Origin of the sequence: Enterobacter sp. JBIWA003 (assembly GCF_019968825.1) — a bacterium.
Taxonomy (GTDB): domain Bacteria; phylum Pseudomonadota; class Gammaproteobacteria; order Enterobacterales; family Enterobacteriaceae; genus Enterobacter; species Enterobacter quasiroggenkampii.
Window position 1 is genome coordinate 4298609 of sequence record NZ_CP074170.1, and the last position, 18738, is coordinate 4317346.

At 58.7% G+C, this 18738-nt stretch carries 18 protein-coding genes; 8 read left to right on the plus strand and 10 right to left on the minus strand.

Annotated features, from left to right (window positions below):
* Window positions 1-91 precede the first annotated feature (91 nt).
* The 4 genes from qseB to KGP25_RS20810 all read left to right on the plus strand — a co-directional run bounded on the left by qseB (window position 92) and on the right by KGP25_RS20810 (window position 3130).
* Window positions 92-751 carry a quorum sensing response regulator transcription factor QseB gene (gene qseB, locus KGP25_RS20795; RefSeq protein ID WP_023326078.1) on the plus strand — a complete coding sequence of 220 codons (660 nt, stop codon included), beginning with the start codon at window positions 92-94 and terminating at the stop codon, window positions 749-751.
* Window positions 748-2097 carry a quorum sensing histidine kinase QseC gene (qseC, locus tag KGP25_RS20800; protein ID WP_223539566.1) on the plus strand — a complete coding sequence of 450 codons (1350 nt, stop codon included), beginning with the start codon at window positions 748-750 and terminating at the stop codon, window positions 2095-2097. The genes qseB and qseC overlap by 4 nt, the downstream gene beginning before the upstream one ends.
* Before the next feature lie 105 nt (window positions 2098-2202).
* Window positions 2203-2784 (plus strand): NAD(P)H-dependent oxidoreductase, encoded by a 582-nt coding sequence (locus tag KGP25_RS20805; RefSeq protein WP_063622439.1) that lies wholly within the window; start codon window positions 2203-2205, stop codon window positions 2782-2784.
* Window positions 2785-2815: 31 nt separating this feature from the next.
* Complete coding sequence (locus KGP25_RS20810; RefSeq protein WP_008502984.1) at window positions 2816-3130, plus strand: putative quinol monooxygenase; 315 nt, start codon at window positions 2816-2818, stop codon at window positions 3128-3130.
* 96 nt (window positions 3131-3226) lie between these two features.
* Here the strand turns inward: KGP25_RS20810 and KGP25_RS20815 are convergent, their stop codons facing one another.
* The 5 genes from KGP25_RS20815 to KGP25_RS20835 are packed head-to-tail and all read right to left on the minus strand — an operon-like array spanning window position 3227 to window position 7900.
* Window positions 3227-4114: a MurR/RpiR family transcriptional regulator gene (locus KGP25_RS20815; protein ID WP_039025548.1), complete on the minus strand. Its 888-nt coding sequence runs from the start codon at window positions 4112-4114 to the stop codon at window positions 3227-3229.
* Window positions 4111-5061, minus strand: a complete 951-nt coding sequence (locus tag KGP25_RS20820) for an iron-siderophore ABC transporter substrate-binding protein (RefSeq protein WP_223540590.1) — start codon at window positions 5059-5061, stop codon at window positions 4111-4113. Before KGP25_RS20820 ends, KGP25_RS20815 begins: the two co-directional genes overlap by 4 nt.
* 9 nt (window positions 5062-5070) lie before the next feature.
* Window positions 5071-6111 carry an iron ABC transporter permease gene (locus KGP25_RS20825; RefSeq protein WP_032675504.1) on the minus strand — a complete coding sequence of 347 codons (1041 nt, stop codon included), beginning with the start codon at window positions 6109-6111 and terminating at the stop codon, window positions 5071-5073.
* Complete coding sequence (locus tag KGP25_RS20830; protein WP_223539567.1) at window positions 6108-7091, minus strand: iron ABC transporter permease; 984 nt, start codon at window positions 7089-7091, stop codon at window positions 6108-6110. The genes KGP25_RS20825 and KGP25_RS20830 overlap by 4 nt, the downstream gene beginning before the upstream one ends.
* Window positions 7088-7900, minus strand: a complete 813-nt coding sequence (locus tag KGP25_RS20835; RefSeq protein WP_223539568.1) for an ABC transporter ATP-binding protein — start codon at window positions 7898-7900, stop codon at window positions 7088-7090. The genes KGP25_RS20830 and KGP25_RS20835 overlap by 4 nt, the downstream gene beginning before the upstream one ends.
* A 382-nt stretch (window positions 7901-8282) precedes the next feature.
* Between KGP25_RS20835 and KGP25_RS20840 the strand changes: the two genes are divergently transcribed.
* Window positions 8283-10424, plus strand: a complete 2142-nt coding sequence (locus KGP25_RS20840; protein ID WP_223539569.1) for a TonB-dependent siderophore receptor — start codon at window positions 8283-8285, stop codon at window positions 10422-10424.
* A 126-nt stretch (window positions 10425-10550) separates the two neighbouring features.
* On the opposite strand, the gene parE is transcribed toward KGP25_RS20840, so the two are convergent.
* From parE to nudF, 5 genes are read right to left on the minus strand one after another with little or no spacing between them, the layout of a single operon-like run.
* Window positions 10551-12443, minus strand: a complete 1893-nt coding sequence (gene parE, locus KGP25_RS20845) for a DNA topoisomerase IV subunit B (protein ID WP_014833290.1) — start codon at window positions 12441-12443, stop codon at window positions 10551-10553.
* Window positions 12444-12471: 28 nt separating this feature from the next.
* Window positions 12472-13053, minus strand: a complete 582-nt coding sequence (yqiA, locus tag KGP25_RS20850) for an esterase YqiA (RefSeq protein WP_008502976.1) — start codon at window positions 13051-13053, stop codon at window positions 12472-12474.
* A complete protein-coding gene (cpdA, locus tag KGP25_RS20855) occupies window positions 13053-13880 on the minus strand; it encodes a 3',5'-cyclic-AMP phosphodiesterase (RefSeq protein ID WP_223539570.1) in 828 nt (275 codons plus the stop codon). The genes yqiA and cpdA overlap by 1 nt, the downstream gene beginning before the upstream one ends.
* 27 nt (window positions 13881-13907) lie before the next feature.
* Complete coding sequence (locus KGP25_RS20860; RefSeq protein WP_003862516.1) at window positions 13908-14330, minus strand: DUF1249 family protein; 423 nt, start codon at window positions 14328-14330, stop codon at window positions 13908-13910.
* Window positions 14327-14959: an ADP-ribose diphosphatase gene (gene nudF / locus KGP25_RS20865; RefSeq protein WP_024906492.1), complete on the minus strand. Its 633-nt coding sequence runs from the start codon at window positions 14957-14959 to the stop codon at window positions 14327-14329. The genes KGP25_RS20860 and nudF overlap by 4 nt, the downstream gene beginning before the upstream one ends.
* A 204-nt stretch (window positions 14960-15163) precedes the next feature.
* Here nudF and tolC point away from each other — a divergent pair, with 204 nt between their 5' ends.
* The 3 genes from tolC to KGP25_RS20880 all read left to right on the plus strand — a co-directional run bounded on the left by tolC (window position 15164) and on the right by KGP25_RS20880 (window position 18677).
* Entirely contained in the window at window positions 15164-16651 is a 1488-nt protein-coding gene (gene tolC, locus KGP25_RS20870; RefSeq protein ID WP_069719957.1) for an outer membrane channel protein TolC, read from the plus strand.
* A 194-nt stretch (window positions 16652-16845) separates the two neighbouring features.
* Entirely contained in the window at window positions 16846-17514 is a 669-nt protein-coding gene (locus tag KGP25_RS20875; protein ID WP_048028997.1) for a DUF1190 family protein, read from the plus strand.
* A 2-nt stretch (window positions 17515-17516) separates the two neighbouring features.
* On the plus strand, window positions 17517-18677 hold the full coding sequence (locus tag KGP25_RS20880; protein WP_111967464.1) for a glutathionylspermidine synthase family protein: 1161 nt from the start codon (window positions 17517-17519) through the stop codon (window positions 18675-18677).
* Window positions 18678-18738 lie beyond the last annotated feature (61 nt).

Sequence of the window (18738 nt, forward strand, 5' to 3'; positions counted from 1 at the left end):
TCCTTAACAACTTCTTAAGGGAAAAATTTATTTATTATTGCTGTACAGCAGGCGCTTACAGAGGGTTTACTGACGGCATCAAGGAGGGAATATGCGCATTTTACTGGTAGAAGACGACACGTTAATCGGCGACGGTATCAGGGCGGGTTTAAGCAAAATGGGCTTTAGCGTGGACTGGTTTACCGACGGTAAAACCGGTCAGGCCGCGCTCGCGTCTGCGCCCTATGATGCCGTGGTGCTGGATCTGACGCTGCCGGAAATCGACGGTCTGGACATCCTGCGCGCGTGGCGCGAAAGCGGGCGCAGCGAGCCGGTATTGATCCTGACCGCGCGGGATGCGCTTAACCAGCGCGTGGAGGGGCTGCGTCTTGGCGCGGATGATTATCTCTGCAAGCCGTTCGCGCTGATTGAAGTGGGCGCCCGCCTTGAGGCGCTGGTCCGCCGCAGCCACGGCCAGACGCATAGCGAGCTACGCCACGGCAAGGTCACGCTCGATCCGACCCGACTCGTCGCCACGCTGGACGGTGAACCGCTGACGTTGAAGCCGAAAGAGTTCGCGCTGCTGGAACTGCTGATGCGCAATGCAGGCCGCGTGCTCCCTCGCAAGACGATTGAGGAAAAACTGTATACCTGGGATGACGACGTCTCCAGCAACGCGGTAGAAGTCCACGTTCATCACCTGCGCCGCAAGCTTGGCAGCGAGTTTATCCGCACCGTGCACGGCATCGGCTATACCCTGGGTGACGCATGAAGCTGACGCAACGCCTGAGCCTGAAGCTGCGCCTGACGCTCCTCTTTTTAGCGCTCTCCCTGACGGCATGGTTTGCCGCCAGCCTGGTGGCCTGGCAGCAGACCACCCACAAGCTGGATAAGCTCTTCGACACGCAGCAGATGCTGTTTGCCAAACGGCTGCTGACGATGGATCTTGACGAGATCCGCGCCCCCGAACGGATGCGCGAGATCCCGAAAAAAGTGAAGCATGGCCGTCTCGATGACGACGCGCTGGCTTTCGCCATTTACGCCGTCGACGGCAAAATGCTGCTAAACGACGGCGAGAACGGGCGCGATATTCCGTACCACTATCGCCGCGACGGATTTGCTAACGGGCGGCTCCAGGACGATAACGACGAATGGCGTTTCCTGTGGCTGACCTCACCCGACGGGAAGTACCGCGTGGTGGTCGGTCAGGAGTGGGAGTACCGCCAGGATATGGCGCTGGACGTGGTCAGCTCGCAGCTCACGCCCTGGCTGGTAGCGCTGCCCGTGATGCTGCTCTTGCTGATTCTCCTTCTGAGCCGGGAGCTGAGGCCGCTGAAAAAGCTGGCACAGACCCTGCGCTCCCGCTCGCCGGATGCGACCGAGGCGCTTGTGCTTCAGGGCGTCCCCACGGAAGTGCGCCCCCTGCTCGACTCACTGAATCACCTCTTCGCGCGTACCCAGGAGATGATGACGCGCGAGCGCCGATTTACGTCCGACGCGGCCCACGAGCTGCGCAGCCCGCTGGCGGCCCTGAAGGTGCAAACTGACGTGGCGCAGCTCTCGCAGGACGATCCGCAGGCGCGGGAAAGAGCGCTGGCGCAGCTGCATGCGGGAATCGACCGCGCTTCCCGGCTGGTGGACCAACTCCTCACGCTGTCGCGTCTGGACTCGCTGGACAACCTGGACGATGTCGAACCGATAACGCTTGCCGATTTACTGCAGTCGGCGGTGCTGGATATCTGGCATCCGGCGCAGCAGGCAGGGATTGATATTCGCCTCAACAACCATGCCCCGCAGGTCAAGCGTCAGGGACAGCCCCTGCTGCTCAGCCTGCTGGTGCGCAACCTGCTGGACAATGCCATCCGCTACAGTCCGCGCGGCAGCGTGGTGGACGTTACGCTGGACGCGCGTAGCTTTAGCGTGCGCGACAACGGTCCCGGCGTTGACCCCGAGGTGCTGGCGCGCATCGGCGAGCGTTTTTATCGTCCACCTGGCCAGAACGCCACGGGCAGCGGGCTGGGACTCTCTATCGTCAGGCGCATTGCCGCGCTGCACGGAATGCGCGTCTCGCTGAGCAATGCGGCGGAAGGCGGCTTTGAGGTGAAGGTCAACTGGTAACGGATTATTGCATCTCCAGCAAAAGACTTTGCACATTTTGCTCATTTTTCCGCTCCGTCCTCGCGCGTAGAATACCCGGCATACTCTCATCACCGAGGACAAAAAATGAGCAACATTCTGATTATTAACGGTGCAAAAGAATTTGCGCACTCTAAAGGCCAGCTGAATGACACCCTGACCGAGGTCGCGGATGGTTTCCTGCGCGACGCCGGGCATGATGTTAAGGTCGTGCGTGCAGACAGCAACTACGACGTGAAAGCCGAAGTGCAGAACTTCCTGTGGGCTGACGTGGTGATCTGGCAGATGCCTGGCTGGTGGATGGGCGCGCCGTGGACCGTGAAAAAATACATGGACGACGTGTTCACGGAAGGTCATGGCTCTCTGTATGCCAGCGATGGCCGCACCCGCTCCGACGCGTCCAAAAAATACGGTTCAGGCGGCCTGATTCAGGGCAAAAAATATATGCTGTCACTGACCTGGAACGCACCGCTGGAAGCCTTCACCGATAAAGAGCAGTTCTTCGAAGGCGTGGGCGTGGACGGCGCGTACCTGCCGTTCCACAAGGCGAATCAGTTCCTGGGCATGGATCCGCTGCCGACCTTTATCGTCAACGACGTGATTAAAATGCCTGATGTCCCGAGCTATATCGCAGAATATCGCAAGCATCTCGCGAAAATTTTTGCTTAACTGGTAGCCTGGAATTAAAGGAGTAGTAAACATGCTTACCGTTATCGCAGAAATCCGTACTCGTCCAGGTCAACATCACCGCCAGGCGGTGCTGGATCAGTTCGCGAAAATTATCCCGACCGTACTGAAAGAAGAAGGCTGCCACGGCTACGCGCCGATGGTGGATGCCGCCACTGATGCCAGCTTCCAGGCGACCGCGCCGGACTCGATCATCATGGTTGAGCAGTGGGAAACCGTCGCGCATCTTGAAGCGCATCTGCAGACCGCGCACATGAAAGCGTGGAGCGACGCGGTGAAGGGCGACGTGCTGGAAACCCACATCCGCATCCTGGAGCAAGGGGTTTAAGTTCGTGGAATTTGCCGGGTGGCACTGCGTTTACCCGGCCTACAAAACCTGAACCATAGGCCCGGTAAGCGCTAGCGCCACCGGGTTTTGTTGTTTTTAGCTGCTTTTCTTCCCCGGTTTTAACCCGCGATGGAGCTCATTGATGCGCTTCATTGACTTGATGGTGCGCTGCGGCTCGGTAGAAGCGACGGACAAAATGATCATCTCCAGACAGAGCAGCACCGTGCCGTGGAGCGGGATTTTACCCTTTTCGCCACCGCGCGGAACGTGGATCACCACGCTGGCCTCCTTACTGAAACGCGAATCAAGGGCGTTTGTCAGCAGGATGGTGGGAATGCCCAGACGTTTTGCTTCACGCAGGGTGGTTTGCCCCTCCCGGTGCGCGGATTTCTGCGCCATCATCACCAGCACGTCACCGCGCTGAAGCGCAATCAACTGCTCGGCAAGCCCTATCCCGGTACGGTTGAGCGGCGTGGCGGGTAACCCCATACGGCTGAACAGCCTGGCGGTGTACTCGGCCAGAATGCCGGAGGCGCCAATGCCAAATATGGCGACCTGCCTTGCCTGTGCCAGCAGTGAGACCGCCTGCGCCATCGCGTAGCGGTTGTGGGGCTCAGATAACACCTCGCAGGTGTGCTGATGTCCCTCCAGCACGAAATCAATGCTCGCGTTGACGTCGCTGGCGAGCGTGTTCACCGTGGTGGACATCTTTTCGCTGGAGGTGACCACCGGGCCAAACCACTGTTCCAGCGTCTGTTTGAGATCGCGCAGCCCGGCGAAACCCAGCGCCTGTATGGCGCGGACCACCGTGGCATCCGAGGTTTTCACTACGGCAGCAATCTCCATGGCAGTTTGCTCCATCACCGCCTCGCGGTTGTCATGGATATAGCGTGCGACCTGCAGCAGACGCGGCGTCAGCTGATGCGCCCGCGCGCGAAAGCGGTCGCCATAGACATCCACGCGCCCTTTCTCTTTGCGGATCACCGTGACGCCTCCGGCAGCGGACGCCCGGCAATCTGCGACTGCACCTGCGCGGCCATCAGCCCTAATGACGCGAACGAATTCGAGATCGCCTCTTCACGCGAGATCAGCACGTAGTGCCCGGTTCGGCAGGCAGTCAGGAACTGACACCAGCCCGGCATGACCGCCTCCATTGCCGCCAGCTCGTCCTGCGGTTTACCGCCCGTATCCCCGCGCCAGGTAGCGAAGACGAAATCGGCATCCAGCTCCGGCAGGCGCTCGGCGCTGACGTCGATCCGCCCCCCTTCCGGGATGGACTCAATCAGTGGCGGGAATTTGAATCCGGCGTCGCGCAGAACGCGGCCCAGCGAGTGGTAGCTGTGCATGGCGTTGATTTTCCCCTGATTGGCCTGAATCACCGACACGGTGATTTTGCGCGTGTCGATGGTCGCCTTCAGCGCCTTGATTTGTTCCTGATATCGCCGTTCCAGAATGTTTAGCCTTGCCTGCGTGCCCGTGAGCTGCGCCAGCTTGCGGTAGATTTCCGGCGCGCCGCCGTCGAGATGATCGATGCTCACCGTCGGGGCAATTTTCGCCAGCTGTGCCACCGGGGTGTTGCGGGTCGGTTCGGTAACGATCAGGTCAGGTTTTGCGGCGGCGATGGCTTCGATGTCGATATCCGCCGTGCCGATAAATTTGATATCGGAATTATCGAAGTCGACGCCGGTTAACATGCCGCTGGAGCGCAGAAAGTGGCTGCCGTCCGGCCGCGTGCGGCCATGGCTCGCCACCGGCGGCACGCCAAGCTCAATCAGCGGAATGGTGATATCCAGGTCGTGTAAGGAAGCAATCCGCTTCGGATGAACCGGCACAACGACCTTGCGTCCCAAATCGTCGGTAAATACCTGCGTCGGCTCCGCCGCGCTCACCGCGAACCCCACCAGCAACAGCATCGAAAACAGTACGCGCATCATAGTCCCCTAAAATCTGTCCCGACGCTGCCAGAGCAGCAGCAGGAAAAACGGTCCGCCAATCAATGAAATCACAATTCCCGCCGGCAGCTGCAGCGGGAGGAATGCCAGACGGCCGACGTTATCCGCCAGCAGCACCAGCAACGCCCCCAGCACGGCGCTTCCCGTCAGGAGCGCGGTTTGCCCACCGCGCAGCAGCAGGCGCGCCATGTGCGGGGCAATCAGCCCCACGAAGCCAATGCTGCCCACGCAGGAGACGCAGGCCGCCGTCAGCACCACCGGAGCGAGAACCCGCAGCAGCGCCAGCCGGGTTGTGCGCACGCCAAGGCCCGTAGCGGCCTGATTGCCGAGCAACGCCACGTCCGCGGCCCGGGCGGTAAACAGCAGCAGCGCAAACGCGGGGGCGGCCCAGAGTGCGGCCAGGCCCACCAGCGTCCAGTTTGCCGCATGCAGGCTTCCCGCCAGCCACAGCATCGCCGTCTGCACGTCACGCACGTCGGCGGTGGTCATAAAGACGCCCATCGCTGCGGCAAACGCCCACGACACGCCGATGCCGATCAGGATGAACCGCGGGCGCGAGATATCGCGCGCCAGGACGATCACCAGCAGCGCGGTGAGCAGCCCACCGGCCATGCCGACCAGCGGACGCCAGGCCAGGCTCAGCGCCGGGAACTGAAAAATCAGCAGCAGTACCGCCGCGCTACAGCCCTCCTTCACGCCGATAAGCCCCGGGTCAGCCAGACCGTTGCGGGTGATGGACTGCATCGCCGCCCCCGCCATGCCGAGCATCGCGCCGCACAGCACCGCCATCAGCAGGCGCGGCAGGCGGATATCCATCACGACGTAGCGCGTCTCCGTCGTCAGACTTTCAGGCGAAAACAGCGCGCGCCCGATGGCGGAGGTTGGAATGGGCAGAGAACCGTGCGTCAGGCCAAAGCCCAGCAGGCTTAGCGCCGCCAGCGCGAAAAGCGACAGGTACGCCAGCGCTTTCGGGCGAATCAGCGCCGACAGGTGGCCAACGCGGATCGCGCGGAGTCCGGCCCGGTTCATTTGAACATCCTCGACGCCATAAAGATGAACACGGGCGCGCCGACCAGGGCCGTCATGATGCCGGTTGCCAGCTCCCAGGGGGTAAACAGCGTGCGGGCAGCGATATCCGCCAGCAGCAACACCAGCGCGCCGCACAGGGCCGACAGCGGCACCATCACGCGCAAATCGACCGACACCAGACGGCGGAGGAGCTGCGGCACCACAAGGCCGATAAAGCCAATCGGTCCGGCGAGGGAGACGGCCGTGCCGCAGAGCAGCGCGATGGCCAGCAGGGCAAGGAGGCGGGTTTTCAGCAGCGACACGCCAAGCCCCTGCGCCATTCTGTCGCCCAGCGCCAGCATGTTGAGCGAGGGCGACAGCCCGATAGCAAGAACAAAACCGGCTGCTGCAGCCCACAGGGCACTCTGGAGCATCTGCGCGTTGACTCCGGCGATATCACCTGCCAGCCAGGTGCGCAGAGAGAGCAGCGTCTGTTCATCCAGGATTAACACCGCGGCGGTAATCGACGAGGCAAACGCCGACATCGCCACGCCGCACAAGGTGACCTTCATCGGCGTGAGCCCGGTGCGACCGGTCGAGGAGAACATCAGCACCAGCAGAAACAGCGCGGCGGCACCGGCGGCGGCAATCAGCGGGCGACCAAACGGCAGCGAAAGTCCAAGCGCGCTGGCGATCACCACCGCCAGCGCTGCCCCGGCGTTGAGCCCCAGAATATGCGGCTCGCCGAGCGGGTTGCGGATCACGGACTGCAGCAGCACGCCCGCCACGCCGAGCGCGGCGCCTGTCACCATTGCGGCGCAGAGGCGCAGCAGCCGTAGTCTGATGATGATGTTATGGTCGAAATTGCGCGGATCGAAGTGAAAGAATGCCTCGACTACCGTTCGGGGAGGGATAAACCGCGCCCCGATACCGAGATGCACAATCGCGCCCAGCGCCAGCAGTAATGTAAAAATCAGGAAGGCGAGAGAAGCGCGCATCATGGCTGTTCAAGGCTCTGGCGAAACGGCATAAAGAACGGTTTGCCGGTCAAGGGGTTGATGGACATATGCACGTCCACATCAAACACCGCTTTGATCAGCTCCGGCGTGCAAGCGTCGCCTTCATGTAACACCCCCTCGACTTTCCCCTGGCGTAAAAAGACCAGTGAATCACCGTAGTTCACGGCAAAGTTGAGATCGTGCAGCACCACCACCACGGTACGCCCGTGCTGGCGGGTCAGGGCGTGCAGCAGTTCCAGGATCTCCACCTGATAGCGAAGATCGAGGTACGTCGTCGGCTCGTCAAGCAGGATATACGGCGTTTGCTGCGCCAGCGCCATGGCGATCCAGCAGCGCTGGCGCTGGCCGCCGGATAATCTTTCCACCGGCATATGGGCAAACTCTGCCGTTCCGGTCAGTCGCAGGGCCTCTTCCACCGCTCGCTCGTCCTCGTCGCTCCACTGACGCATAACGTTTTGCCAGGGAAAACGCCCGCGCGAGACCAGTTCAAAAACGGTTAACCCTTCCGGCAGCAGCGGCGACTGCGGGAGAATGCCAAGCTGACGGGCGACCGCTTTGGTGGGCTGCTCATGAATGGCTTTACCATCCAGCAGCGCGGTTCCCCCAAGCGGCTGCAGCAGCCGCGCGATAGTGCTCAACAGTGTGGATTTTCCACAGCCGTTCGCCCCGACCAGCACCGTCATTTTCTGCTGAGGGATCGCAAGGGAGATATCATCAACGATGATTTTTTTCTGATAGCCCGCAGAGAGGTTCTCCAGAACCAGACCCGGTTTGTGTGTGTTGTGAGCCACGTGAACGCCAACGTAATGAAAAACCAACAAATAAAAATAAAACTCATTCTCTTTTGAGAGTTTGACGCTGCGCCATGTAGTAGTCAAGCGAAGAAACACCCTGGAAAAACCAGGGTTAAACCTGAGAGAAAATGAATCCAGCAAGGCTGATAATAACATTTATTTCAACGAGTTAAACATCAACCCACTGCGCTTACGCACGCGGTTAACTGCTGTAGTCGATTTTTTCTTTTTTCCATTTACTACTACATTCCCTCATGATTGAATGATTCTCAATTACATGTCCGATGCCATTTCCGGCTAACGGACAGACCGTAAAGGGCAATGACTCACACAGTTTGCCGCGAACGCATTCGCGGGATATTTCGGGATAACAGATGTAATGGCTACGTTCACACCTTCACTCTCAGGGATAAAAGGGCGCGCGCTCTTTTCACTGCTGTTTATGGCGCCGCTGGTGCAGGCAGCAGACACCACCGCGGCTAAAGACGGCGAAACGCTTACCGTCATCGCCGATCCAAATACTTCGGCGGAAGCCACCAACGGCTACCAGCCGCTGAATACCTCCACCGCAACGCTGACCAACATGCCGATGCTGGATATCCCGCAGGTGGTCAATACCGTCAGCGATAACGTGCTGGAGGATCAGCACGCCACCACGCTGGATGAAGCGCTCTATAACGTCAGCAACGTGGTGCAGACCAATACCCTGGGCGGTACGCAGGATGCCTTTGTGCGCCGCGGGTTTGGCGCGAACCGCGACGGGTCAATCATGACCAACGGCCTGCGCACCGTCCTGCCGCGCAGCTTTAACGCCGCCACCGAGCGCGTGGAGGTGCTGAAAGGCCCGGCCTCCACGCTGTACGGCATTCTCGATCCGGGCGGCCTGATTAACGTCGTCACCAAACGCCCGGAGAAGACCTTCGGCGGTTCAATTTCTGCCACCTCTTCCAGCTTTGGCGGCGGCACCGGACAGGTCGATGTGACAGGCCCGATCGACGGCACGCGCCTGGCGTATCGCCTCACGGGGGAGTATCAGGACGAAGATTACTGGCGTAATTTTGGCAACGAACGCAGCACCTTTATCGCCCCGTCGCTCACCTGGTTCGGCGATGATGCCACCGTGACCGTGCTCTATTCACATCGCGATTATAAGACGCCGTTCGATCGCGGTACGATCTTCGATCTCAACACCAAAAAGGCCGTTGATGTCGATCGCAAAACCCGCTTTGACGAACCGTTTAACATCACCGACGGCCAGTCCGACCTCGCTCAGCTGAACGCGGAATACCGTCTTAACAGCCAGTGGACCGCGAAGTTCGACTACAGCTACAGCCAGGACAAATACAGCGATAACCAGGCCCGCGTCATGGCCTACGATGCAAAAACCGGCAACCTGACCCGCCGCGTGGATGCGACCCAGGGCTCGACCCAACGCATGCACAGCACCCGCGCGGATCTGCAGGGGAATGTGGATATTGCGGGCTTTTACAATGAGATCCTGACTGGCGTGTCGTATGAGAATTACGATCTGTTGCGCACGGACATGATGCGCTGTAAAAACGTCAAGGATTTCAATATCTATCACCCGACGTATGGCCATCTCGGCAAATGCACCACCGTGTCGGCGTCCGACAGCGACCAGACGCTCAAGCAGGAAAGCTACTCTGCGTACGCGCAGGATGCCCTGTACCTGACCGATAAGTGGATCGCCGTCGCCGGGATGCGCTATCAGTATTACACCCAGTACGCGGGCAAAGGCCGCCCGTTCAACGTCAACACTGACAGCCGCGACGAACAGTGGACGCCAAAGCTGGGGCTGGTCTATAAGCTCACGCCATCCGTCTCACTGTTTGCCAACTACTCGCAGACGTTTATGCCGCAGTCGTCCATTGCGAGCTACATCGGCGACCTGCCACCGGAAACCTCAAATGCCTACGAAGTGGGCGCGAAGTTCGACCTGTTCGACGGGGTTACGGCCAATATCGCGCTGTTTGATATTCACAAACGCAACGTGCTGTACAACGAAAGCGTGGGGGGTGAAACCATCGCCAAAACCGCGGGCCGCGTGCGCTCCCAGGGCGTGGAGGTGGATCTTGCCGGATCGCTGACCGAGAACACCAATATCATCGCCAGCTACGGGTATACCGACGCGAAGGTGCTGGAAGACCCGGACTACGCGGGCAAACCGTTGCCGAACGTGCCGCGCCACACCGGCTCACTGTTCCTGACCTACGACATTCATAATGCGTTTGCCGGGAATACCCTGACGCTGGGCGGCGGCGGGCACGGCGTGAGCCGTCGTTCCGCAACCAACGGTGCGGATTACTATCTGCCGGGCTATTTTGTGGCGGATGTATTTGCAGCGTATAAAATGAAGCTGCAGTATCCGGTGACGCTGCAGGTGAACGTGAAGAACCTGTTTGATAAGACCTACTACACGTCGTCCATTGCGACCAACAACCTGGGCAACCAGATTGGCGACCCGCGCGAAGTGCAGTTTACGGTGAAGATGGAGTTTTGATGTCAGTGCGGGGTGTTCCCCTCACCCTAACCCTCTCCCCAAAGGGGCGAGGGGATCGATCGTAGGCCCGGTAAGCGCAGCGCCACCGGGCAAAAAAAAGCCCTGCATCGCAGGGCTTTTTCAGCATCAGGCCTCAATATCCGCCATATCGCCTTTCTCCTGCAGCCAGTTACGACGGTCTTCCGAACGTTTCTTGGCAAGGAGCATATCCATCATAGCGTTGGTCTGCTGTTCGTCTTCGTCGCTGATCGTCAGCTGCACCAGACGGCGCGTGTTCGGATCCAGCGTCGTTTCGCGCAGCTGCATCGGGTTCATCTCGCCCAGCCCTTTAAAGCGCTGCACGTTAGGCTTACCCTTCTTACGCTTCAGCTGTTCCAGCACGCCCGCTTTCTCTTCTTCCGTCAGTGCGTAGTACACCTCTTTGCCGAGGTCGATACGGTACAGCGGCGGCAGCGCCACATAGACGTGACCGTTTTTCACCAGCGTGCGGAAGTGCTTCACAAACAGCGCGCACAGCAGCGTGGCGATGTGCAGACCATCGGAGTCCGCATCCGCGAGGATACAGATCTTGCCGTAGCGCAGCTGGCTCAGATCGTCGCTGTCCGGATCGATGCCGATCGCGACCGAGATATCGTGGACTTCCTGCGAGGCCAGCACTTCATCAGACGAGACCTCCCAGGTGTTCAGGATCTTACCCTTGAGCGGCATGATCGCCTGATATTCACGATCGCGCGCCTGCTTGGCCGACCCGCCCGCCGAGTCCCCTTCCACGAGGAACAGTTCGGTACGGTTGAGATCCTGCGCGGTACAGTCTGCCAGCTTGCCCGGCAGCGCAGGGCCGCTGGTCAGCTTTTTACGCACCACTTTCTTCGCGGCACGCAGACGACGCTGGGCGCTGGAAATCGCCATTTCAGCCAGCATTTCTGCCGCCTGAACGTTCTGGTTCAGCCACAGGGTAAACGCATCTTTCACCACACCGGAAACGAACGCCGCGCACTGGCGTGACGACAGGCGTTCTTTGGTCTGACCGGCAAACTGCGGATCCTGCATCTTCACGGAGAGCACGTAGGCGCAGCGGTCCCAGATATCTTCCGCCGACAGCTTCACGCCGCGCGGCAGGATATTGCGGTATTCGCAGAATTCGCGCATCGCATCCAGCAGCCCCTGACGCAGGCCGTTGACGTGGGTACCGCCGAGCATGGTGGGGATCAGGTTAACGTAGCTTTCGGTCAGCAGCTCGCCGCCTTCCGGCAGCCACAGCAGCGCCCAGTCCACCGCTTCGGTGTCGCCGGTGAAATTGCCGACGAACGGTTTTTCCGGCAGCGTCGGCAGGCCGTTTACCGCTTCGCACAGATAGTCATTAAGGCCATCTTCGTAGCGCCAGGTCTGCTCGGTGTTGTTAACGTTATCCTTAAAGGTAATTTCCACGCCCGGGCACAGCACCGCTTTGGCTTTCAGCAGGTGCGTCAGGCGGGAAACGGAAAAGCGCGGGCTGTCGAAGAAACTCTCGTCAGGCCAGAAGTGAACGCTGGTGCCGGTGTTGCGTTTGCCACACGTCCCGACAACCTGCAGATCCTGCACCTTCTCGCCGTTTTCAAACGCGATGTTGTACACCTGACCATCGCGACGGACGTTCACTTCCACGCGTTTGGACAGGGCGTTGACGACGGAAATCCCCACGCCGTGCAGGCCGCCGGAGAACTGGTAGTTTTTGTTGGAGAACTTACCGCCCGCATGCAGACGACAGAGGATCAGCTCAACGGCCGGGACGCCCTCTTCCGGGTGGATATCCACCGGCATGCCGCGCCCGTCGTCAATAACTTCCAGCGACTGATCGGCGTGCAGGATGACGTCAACGCGTTTGGCATGGCCCGCCAGCGCTTCGTCCACACTGTTATCAATAACTTCCTGGCCCAGATGGTTTGGGCGCGTCGTATCGGTGTACATCCCCGGGCGGCGGCGAACCGGCTCAAGCCCGGTGAGGACCTCAATGGCATCAGCGTTATAGGTTTGCGTCATGATTTAAACTAGCAATTCGCATTGATTGTCAGTGGCTGTGCAGTCCAAGAAAATCGACAATCTGGGTGAAATGATTCTCAAAGCCAGTGAAAGCATGGTTTCCGCCCTCTTCTATAGTCTGGCGGCAGGAGGCGTAATACGCCACTGCCTGGCGGTAATCCAGCACTTCATCTCCCGTCTGCTGCAGCAGCCAGATGAGATCCGGCGCCTCGAGCGGGTCGACCTGCATAACTTTGAGATCGTAAATATGGCGTGACTCTAGCACATATTGCTGGCCGGTGTAGGGGTTCTCGTTTTCGCCAAGAAAGTCCCGCAGCAGCTCAAATGGCCGTACCGCCGGATTAACCACCACGGCGGGCAGCATAAAGCATTGCGAGAGCCAGGTGGCGTAATACCCGCCCAGCGATGAACCGACCACACCGAAGGTTTCGCCGCCGTGCGCAAGCACAATGGATTCCAGCATCTCCGCGGCTTCTGCCGGGTAAGGCGGCAGCTGAGGGATAATCATCTCAACGTCGGGGTGATGCTCGCTCAGCCACTGGCGAAACTGTGTCGCTTTTGCGGAGCGCGGCGAGCTGTTGAATCCGTGCAGATAAAGGAGCGTAGACATCAATAGCCTTCTGAAGCGGTGTCCGGGCGGAATTGTGCGCCGGTCAAACGGCAGACTTCCGTGGTCAGCGTGCCGTCGGCATGCAGTTCCAGCCAGCGCCAGCCTGGCGCGATGGTATCCAGCGTAAAGTTGGCGCAGTGCGGCTTAAACTGAACGCAGGTCGACGGTGTCGCCAGCATGCGGCGCCCGTTCCAGTCGAGATCCTGCTCCTGGTGAATATGCCCACACAGCAGATTTTTCACCCGCGGGAACTTCGCCAGCACGCGATCCAGCGCCGCGGAGTTGCGCAGACTGTGCTGATCGAGCCAGCTGCAGCCCGCCGGCAGAGGATGATGATGAAGCAACAGCAGCGTGTGACGTTCAGGTTCAGCAGCCAGTTTGGTCTCCAGCCAGTCGAGCTGAAACTCGCTTAACTCACCGTGCGGGACGCCAAACACCTGGCTATCCAACAGTAGGATCTGCCACTGGTCACCCGCAAAAACACATTTCGCCGGAGAAATCCCCGCATCCTGAAGAGAACTGTACATGGCGGGCTGGAAATCGTGGTTGCCTGGTAGCCAGACGCAGGGCACGCTAAAGCTCGCGATGCCTTCAACAAAATGCTGGTAGGCCGCGGAAGATTGGTCCTGCGCCAGATCGCCCGTTGCGACAATCAGATCGCATGCACGGTTTTCAGCGTGAATGGCGCTCAGTACCGCCTGATAACTCTCCCAGGTGTTCACCCCCAGCAGCGTTTCATGCTTTTCGGCAAAAAGGTGGGTATCGGTGATTTGTAATATCCTGACTGGTGCCCCACCAGCAACAGTCAGGTTCAACAGGCTTTCCAAATGGTGTCCTTAGGTAGGTTTATGACGCTAACAAACCGGAATCGCCATTGCTCCATGTGCTAAACAATATCTTAGCCAGTCGGCTAAAAACTGGTTAATTTGATGCTTTTCGTCGCGTTGATGCAACTTTTTATTCGGGTAATCATACCGCGCCTTGAAGCGAAAGATCTGCTGGCTTGAACACACTTCAGCGACCATCGCGTCGTGATAGAGGCGTACCGTCATCGACGGCAGGCTCCAGTAGCTAATGCTGGGAGCCGTTTGCTCAATTTCCACCAGCGTAGTGTAGCGCGTTGATTCTGTTATCGTTAATCGATACTGCGCGTTGCTCACCTGATAGCTTACCGTTTCGCCGGGTGCGTCGTTTCTCGGCAGCAGGCGGCGCAATTGTGCGAAATTGGTTTCGCACAGGCGCATCATTTCTGGGAAGTCAGGCGTATAGCGCTTCATTTTTTCCACTCGTTTCGTAATGTCTGATAATGCAGCTGCAGCCATTGCAGGGCGATGACAGACGCTGCGTTGTCGATTTTCCCCTCTTCTACCCACTGGTAAGCCTGTTCCCGGCTTACCACATGAACCCGAATATCTTCGTTTTCATCAGCCAGACCGTGAATGCCTTCTGCGGTCGTGGCGTCCACTTCGCCCACCATTATGGATAAGCGTTCGCTGGTGCCTCCCGGGCTTGCCAGATAGCTCAGCACCGGTTTGGTACGGCCGACCACCAGCCCCGCCTCTTCCAGCGCCTCGCGCCGGGCGACGTCCTCAACCGACTCGCCTTCTTCGATCATCCCGGCCACCATCTCCAGCAGCCACGGGCTCTCACTGACGTCATAAGCGGCGATGCGGATCTGCTCCACCAGCACAACTTCGTCACGCACTGGGTCAAAGGGTAGCAAGACTGCCGCATGCCCGCGCTCAAAAATTTCGCGTCTGATTTCGCCGCTCATTTCCCCGTTAAACAGGCGATGCCTGAAACGGTAAAGATCCATTGAAAAAAAACCGCTATAAAGCGTTTCTCGTGCAATAATTTCTACATCGTTTTTGGCGAAAGTCACGGGCAACTTATCTGGTTTTTGCATGAGTCGAGTCCTGGTAGCAATGGTGATGAAATTGTGAATTTCAAGGCTGTTTGGCTGCCGTTTGTAAGGCTATATGGTAGATTGGTGCAAATTACCGCCAGATGGCACGTAACGCCAACCTTTTGGTGTGGATGATTCTGTTAGAATCGGCAATTATTTTTTAATTAGATCAGCGCTAATACTGCTTCACAACAAGGAATGCAAATGAAGAAATTGCTCCCCATCCTTATCGGCCTGAGCCTGACGGGCTTCAGTGCAATGAGCCAGGCGGAAAACCTGTTACAGGTCTACCAGCAGGCACGTCTGGGCAACCCTGATTTACGTAAATCAGCGGCCGATCGTGATGCTGCGTTTGAAAAGATTAACGAAGCGCGTAGCCCCTTGCTGCCACAGTTAGGGTTAGGTGCAGATTATACCTACAGCAACGGTTTCCGCGACGCTAACGGCGTAAACTCCAATGCTACCAGCGCCTCACTGCAATTAACACAGACGCTGTTTGATATGTCCAAATGGCGTGCTCTGACCCTGCAGGAAAAAAGCGCAGGCATCCAGGATGTGACCTATCAGACCGACCAGCAGACGCTGATCCTGAACACGGCCACGGCGTACTTCAACGTGCTGAGCGCCATTGACGCGCTCTCCTACACCGAAGCGCAGAAACAGGCCATTTACCGTCAGTTAGATCAAACCACCCAGCGCTTCAACGTGGGTCTGGTGGCGATCACCGACGTGCAGAACGCTCGTTCACAGTACGACACCGTGCTGGCCAACGAAGTGACCGCGCGTAACAACCTCGACAACGCGCTGGAATCCCTGCGTCAGGTTACCGGAAATTACTATCCTGAGCTGGCCTCCCTGAACGTCGACAGCTTCAAAACGGATAAGCCGCAGGCCGTTAACGCCCTGCTGAAAGAGGCGGAAAACCGCAACCTGACGTTGCTGCAGGCGCGTCTGAGCCAGGACCTGGCCCGCGAGCAAATTCGTCAGGCGCAGGACGGCCATCTGCCAACCCTGAGCCTGAGCGCCTCTACCGGCATCTCTGACACCACTTACAGTGGCTCTAAAACGAATGGTGCCAATTCGCAGGGTTATAATGACAGCAATATGGGCCAGAACAAGGTGGGCCTGAGCTTCTCCCTGCCGCTGTATCAGGGCGGTCAGGTCAACTCCCAGGTGAAACAGGCGCAGTACAACTTTGTTGGCGCGAGCGAGCAGCTGGAAAGCGCCCACCGCAACGTGGTGCAGACCGTACGTTCATCCTTCAACAACGTGAACGCCTCAATCAGCAGCATCAACGCCTATAAACAGGCCGTTGTGTCTGCACAAAGCTCCCTGGACGCGATGGAAGCCGGTTACTCCGTCGGTACACGTACTATCGTTGACGTGCTCGACGCGACCACCACGCTGTACAACGCGAAACAGCAGCTCTCCAGCGCGCGTTATCAGTACCTGATTAACCAGCTGAACATTAAGCAGGCTCTGGGTACGCTGAACGAGCAAGACCTGCAGATGCTGAACAGCGCACTGGGCAAGCCGGTCTCTACCTCTCCTGACAGCGTTGCGCCGGAGAACCCTGAGCAGGTTGCCGCGGTTGATAACTTCAACGCTAACGGCACGACCCCTGCTGCACAGCCTGCTGCCGCGCGCACTACCGCGCCTGCCAGCAAGAGCAATAATCCGTTCCGTAACTAAGCATTGCCCGATGGCGCTGCGCTTATCGGGCCTACTGAATCGTAGGCCGGGTAAGCGCAGCGCCAGCCGGCGCAAAATAACATCCGAACGTAAGCCAACGTAAAGATCCCCCTGATTCCGCCCCTCTTCGCTTCATTTTCAACCACTCATCCTCTATCCTGAGCGTTATTACCACTGGGTCCTGGAAGACAAATATGAAACGGACAAAAACGATCAATCACGCGTCGTTCCGCAAGAGCTGGAACGCACGTCACCTCACTCCTGTTGCGCTGGCGGTTACCGCTGTCTTTATGCTGGCAGGCTGTGAAAAAAACGATGAAACGGTTTCGCTGTATCAAAACGCGGACGACTGCTCCGCCGCCACCGGTAAAGCGGCCGAATGTAAAACGGCCTACACCAGCGCGCTGAAAGAAGCGGAACGCACCGCGCCGAAATATGCCTCACGCGAAGACTGCGTAGCGGAGTTTGGCGAAGGTCAATGCCAGCAGGCACCGGCTCAGGCCGGCACTGCACCAGAAAATCAGGCGCAGGCGCAGTCCAGCGGCAGCTTCTGGATGCCGCTGATGGCCGGTTACATGATGGGTCGTCTGATGGGCGGCGGTGCAGGCTACCAGCAGCAGCCGCTGTTTAGCTCGAAAAACCCGGCCAGCCCGGCTTATGGTCAATATACCGATGCCAGCGGCAAAGGCTACGGCGCAGCCACCCCTGGCCGCACCGTGACGGTACCGAAAACGGCGATGGCGCCGAAGCCTGCGACCACCAGCACAATCACCCGCGGCGGGTTCGGTGAGTCTGTGGCGAAACAGACCAGCATGCAGCGCAGCGCGACAGGCACCTCTTCTACTCGCTCAATGGGCGGCTGATCATGGAACGAGTCAGTATTACCGAGCGTCCGGACTGGCGTGAAAAAGCCACCGAGTACGGCTTTAACTTCCACACCATGTACGGCGAGCCGTACTGGTGTGAAGACGCTTACTACAAGCTCACGCTGGCCCAGGTTGAGAAGCTGGAAGAGGTAACGGCCGAGCTGCACCAGATGTGCCTCAAGGTCGTGGAAAAGGTCATCGACAGCGACGAGCTGATGGCCAAGTTCCGCATTCCAAAGCACACCTGGAGCTTTGTCCGCCAGTCGTGGAAAACGAATCAGCCTTCGCTTTACTCTCGCCTGGATCTGGCGTGGGACGGCAAAGGCGAGCCTAAGCTGCTGGAAAACAACGCCGATACCCCAACGTCCCTGTACGAAGCGGCGTTCTTTCAGTGGATCTGGCTGGAAGACCAGGCCAATGCCGGCAACCTGCCGGAAGGCAGCGACCAGTTCAACAGCCTGCAGGAGAAGCTGATCGAGCGCTTCGCCGAGCTACGCGAGCAGTTTGGCTTTAACCTGCTGCATCTCGCCTGCTGCCGCGACACGGAAGAAGACCGTGGCACGGTTCAGTATCTGCAGGATTGCGCCGCCGAAGCGGAGGTGGCGACCGAGTTCCTCTATATCGAGGATATCGGCCTGGGTGAAAAAGGTCAGTTCACGGACATGCAGGATCAGGTGATCAGCAACCTGTTCAAGCTCTACCCGTGGGAATACATGCTGCGCGAGATGTTCTCCACCAAGCTGGAAGACGCGGGCGTACGCTGGCTGGAACCGGCCTGGAAAAGCATTATCTCCAACAAGGCCCTGCTGCCGATGCTGTGGGAAATGTTCCCGAATCACCCGAACCTGCTGCCAGCGTACTTCGCGGAAGATAATTACCCGCAGATGGAGAAATACGTCGTTAAGCCGATCTTCTCCCGCGAAGGCGCGAACGTGTCGATTATCGAAAACGGTAAAACGCTGGAAGCGGTTGAAGGGCCGTACGGTGAAGAAGGGATGATCGTCCAGGAGTTCTATCCACTGCCGAAGTTTGGCGACAGCTATACGCTAATTGGCAGCTGGCTCATTAACGATCAACCTGCTGGAATTGGCATTCGCGAAGATCGCGCGCTGATCACGCAGGACCTGTCACGGTTCTATCCGCATATTTTTGTGGAGTAAGACTTGCCCGGTGGCGCTGCGCTTACCGGGCCTACGCTCGACCTGTAGGCCGGGTAAGGCG